Genomic DNA, 4,180 nt, shown 5'->3' on the forward strand with positions numbered 1-4,180 from the left:
GAAAAATATTATGTGTGAAAAAATAGTGCGGAAATTGGGTATAATCAATTTGAAGTATCTTAACAAACCAGTATAAACTGAGGGTGGATTTCTTGAATTAAAAAAACAGGTTTTTTCTGAGTTTTCTGCTCTTGAGTAAAATTTTTTGCAGCAAGGGGGGTTATTAGAATTAGAGATGTTCGTCCAGTTTTAGATTCTGAGAGTGGTCTGGAAGAAAATATCAAATTGAACCCTGAAGAAAATTCACAAAAGAACCCGGAAAAGGGTACTGAAATGAATCGCGAAAAAGATAACGACATGCATGTTTCACTTTATAATGAATCACTTGCAATGCACAGGAGGCTTGGAGGCGTACTCGAAGTTGCAAGCAAAGTTCACCTCCGCACAATCCACGATCTCAGCGTTGCTTATACGCCCGGAGTTGCCGAACCATGCCGGAAAATCAGCGAAAACCCGGACCTTGTTTACCTTTACACCCTTAAGAAAAATACGGTTGCTGTCGTAACTGACGGTTCAGCTGTACTCGGACTTGGAAACATAGGCCCTTATGCGGCTCTGCCCGTTATGGAAGGAAAAGCTATAATCTTCAAGGAATTTGCCGGCATAGATGCTTTTCCGATCTGCCTTCACACACAGGATACCGAAGAGGTCATAAAAGCAGTAAAAAACCTGGCTCCGGTTTTTGGGGGCATCAACCTTGAGGATATCAGTGCACCCCGATGTTTTGAAATCGAGGCAAGACTGCGGGAAGAGCTTGACATTCCTGTTATACATGATGACCAGCACGGGACAGCTATTGTAGTATTTGCCGGTCTCCTGAATGCCCTTAAAATTGTAAAAAAGGAATTGAGCGAACTAAAAATAGTAATCTCAGGACTCGGAGCTGCAGGGGTTGCAATTTTCAGGTTTCTGGTCCGGGCAGGAGCAGACCCTGCAAAAATCATTACCTGCGACAGCAAAGGAACCGTATATGAAGGGCGGGAAAATGGCATGAACCCTGTAAAAGAAGAGATTGCTAGGATTACAAACCCTGAGAAATTAAAAGGAGGGATCAAAGAAGCTTTTAAAGGTGCTGACCTCTTTATAGGTGTCTCAGTAGGAGGAATCGTAACCGGGGATATGGTCCGCTCTATGGCAAAAGATGCAATTGTAATAGCAATGGCAAACCCCATCCCTGAGATCATGCCAGACGCTGCAAAAAGGGCGGGTGCTAGAATTGTCGCTACAGGCAGGTCAGACTTACCAAACCAGCTAAACAACTGCCTGAGTTTTCCTGGCATCTTTAAAGGAGCCCTTGGAACCTGCGCAAGGAAAATAACTCCTGAAATGGAGATGGCAGCAGCTTTTGCCCTTGCAAATGTTGTGACTGAAGGTGAGCTCTCAGAAGATCATATAATTCCTGATCCTCTGGATAAACACGTAGTGCCCGCGGTCGCAAAAGCCGTTGCAGAAGCTTCCCATGAAAGCTGCGCTGCAAGAAAAAGCCTTGAAGAAAGTTTTTGAGAGATCAGGTTTCTGTAATAGGTATGACCTTCCGCAGAATATCATGTGTGTTTTGTAGACACAATGATTTGCATGTCTTAATTCCATCTACAGTACAGAGGTAATCAAGAATATAAAATCAATTATTTTACAACGGTTACCTGGGAAGTTTTTCATCCATTTCTTTCGTGTAACAGGTCTGGAAATGCAGGTTTTTGCTGACATGCCCTGTTCAGCGAGGGATAGATGCAGCATGAGGAAGGTGTAAATACGAACAAAGGATATAATAACTTGCTAAAAACGTGGGGAATTGCAGGATTCTAAAAGAAATTTTTATTGACAATTTTATAAAAAATTAAAGAGTTATTCTGATTCTTAAATCAAAAATTCCGGGGGAGCTGCCCATGAGTAACGAAGATGAAACCATTGAGAAAGAAAAGATAAGATCTGCATATGACGCCGTGATTATAGGGGCAGGTCCTGCGGGTATGTTTGCTGCTTACGAGCTTGCAGCCGGGAATTTAAAAGTTCTTGTTATTGACATGGGCAGGGACATTGATAAACGCCTCTGCCCTATGAAAACCCAGAGCTACTGCATGCACTGCACCCCGTGCGATATAATGTGCGGGGTTGGGGGCTGCGGAACATTTTCTGACGGGACCCTGAACCTCCGGCCGGATATAGGAGGAGACCTTGCAGCCCTTACCGGAGACCAGAAAGAAGCCTGGGACCTTGTGGACAGGGTCGATAAAGTTTTTCTGAAATTCGGAGCGCCTCAGGGTGCCCTTCTTACTGAAGGCCCGGAGATAGAGGAGTTAAAACGCAGGGCAGCCTCGGTAGGAGCCCGATTTATAGAGATCAAGCAGAGGCATATAGGTTCGGACAATGCACCTGCAGTTATAGGGCGCTTCAAACAGGACCTTGTTGATAAAGGCGTGGATTTTCTGATTGAAACAGAAGTCTATGACCTGCTGATAGAGGAAGGAGAGTGCAAAGGCGTTATACTCTCAGATGGAAGAGTTCTCCGCGCAAATTATGTGCTCCTGTCTCCAGGAAGAAGAGGATGCAACTGGGTATCGGAAATGATAGAAAAACATGATATAAAGGCCCGTTACGGGGGAATTGACATTGGAGTCAGGGTCGAAGTCCCTGCAATAATAATGGACCCTGTGACAAAAATCAACCGGGACCCAAAATTCCATATCCAGAGCCGCCGGTATGATGACTTCGTCAGGACGTTCTGCACCAACAGGCGCGGTTATGTTGTGAAAGAGGAGTATGAAGACTTTATTGCAACAAACGGCCACTCGATGGCAAATACGGAATCAGAAAATACAAATTTTGCATTCCTTGTCCATATTGAACTGACCGAACCCATGGAAAACACGACAAAATACGCTCGCTCAATCGCAAAACTCGCAACAACGATCGGCGGAGGAAAACCCGTCCTTCAGCGCATGGGCGACCTGAGGCGCGGACGCCGTTCTACAAAAGAGCGCATTGCCAAAAACCTGGTCATAAACACATTGAAAGACGTCACACCAGGCGATATCTCAATGGCTCTACCTCACAGAATAGTTATGGACATAATCGAAGGTCTTGAGACCTTAAACGAGATCATCCCGGGAGTTGCTTCGGATTCAACCCTGCTTTACGCCCCTGAAGTCAAGTTCTATGCCATGCACCTTGACGTAAACCGCCAGATGGAAACCAGCATTAAAAACCTCTTTGCAGCAGGAGACGGTGCAGGCCTCTCGAGAGATATAGTTAATGCCGCTGCTACCGGAATTATGGCTGCAGAAGGGATTTTAAAGAAAGCCAGAAAATAAGCAGGAAATATGAAAATAAGCAGGAAATAAGCCAGAAAATAAAAAAATAAGCCAGAAAAGGTATGAATAAGATTCAGTAAGAAGAAAAACAACCTTAGAAGGCTTTTGGGATTGAAAAAAAAATTCTTAACTTTGACTTATTTTTATTTTGTTTAAAAGAGTTGCGTTCCCATCTGAAATACCTGGAAGTTCCGAAAGGCATCTAAAAGATTTAACTTTCTAATTTTTTGTTTGGGAAGAGGTTTGAGGTATTTGACTTGTGGGTTGAGAGTTTTTCTTTAATGAATTCTTTATTGTGGGTAGATCTTTGGAGTAGGTGTTGTTTGCTAGTGGTGTTCATGATGAGAACGCAAGTTATACTATGCACTCGGAGTATATATTATTTTTAACGAATAATTTCGACGCATGCGTATAATCAGCAGCACATCAAAATAACTTTAGTTTAATAATTTAAGATTATATCTTCAATATAATAAAACCCCACATTTATAAAAAGATCATGAAAATATTGAAACCAGATGAAAATCGGATATTTCTGCAACAACTTTTAAAACCGTGCCATTAAAGAATTTAAGTGAGATAAGAGTTAAAGTAAGATTATAGTGAAAATTCTGCCATCTAACTGGATGAGACAGAAAATCAACTAGAAATAATTTGAGTTATTTATTTTGTTTTATTATTGTTTTAAAAGAGTTTGCGTTCCCATCTAAAATACCTGGAAAATTCCGAAAGGCATCTAAAAGATTTAACTTTCTAAATTTTTAGTTTGGGAAGAGGTTTGGGTTATCTGACTTGTGGGTTGAGAGTTTTTCTTTATGTAGTTGTTTAATGTGGGGTAGATCTTTTGGAGTAGGTGTTGTTTGCTAGTG

General features: G+C 42.0%; 2 protein-coding genes. Both read left to right on the top strand.

Going from position 1 to position 4,180, the window contains the following annotated elements:
- Positions 1–273: 273 nt before the first annotated feature.
- On the top strand, positions 274–1,503 hold the full coding sequence (locus PLL47_RS14625; RefSeq protein ID WP_324447275.1) for an NAD(P)-dependent malic enzyme: 1,230 nt from the start codon (positions 274–276) through the stop codon (positions 1,501–1,503).
- Positions 1,504–1,886: 383 nt separating this feature from the next.
- Complete coding sequence (locus PLL47_RS14630) at positions 1,887–3,311, top strand: NAD(P)/FAD-dependent oxidoreductase (RefSeq protein WP_324447277.1); 1,425 nt, start codon at positions 1,887–1,889, stop codon at positions 3,309–3,311.
- Positions 3,312–4,180 lie beyond the last annotated feature (869 nt).

Origin of the sequence: Methanosarcina sp. (assembly GCF_035390745.1) — an archaeon.
Classification (GTDB): Archaea; Halobacteriota; Methanosarcinia; order Methanosarcinales; family Methanosarcinaceae; genus Methanosarcina.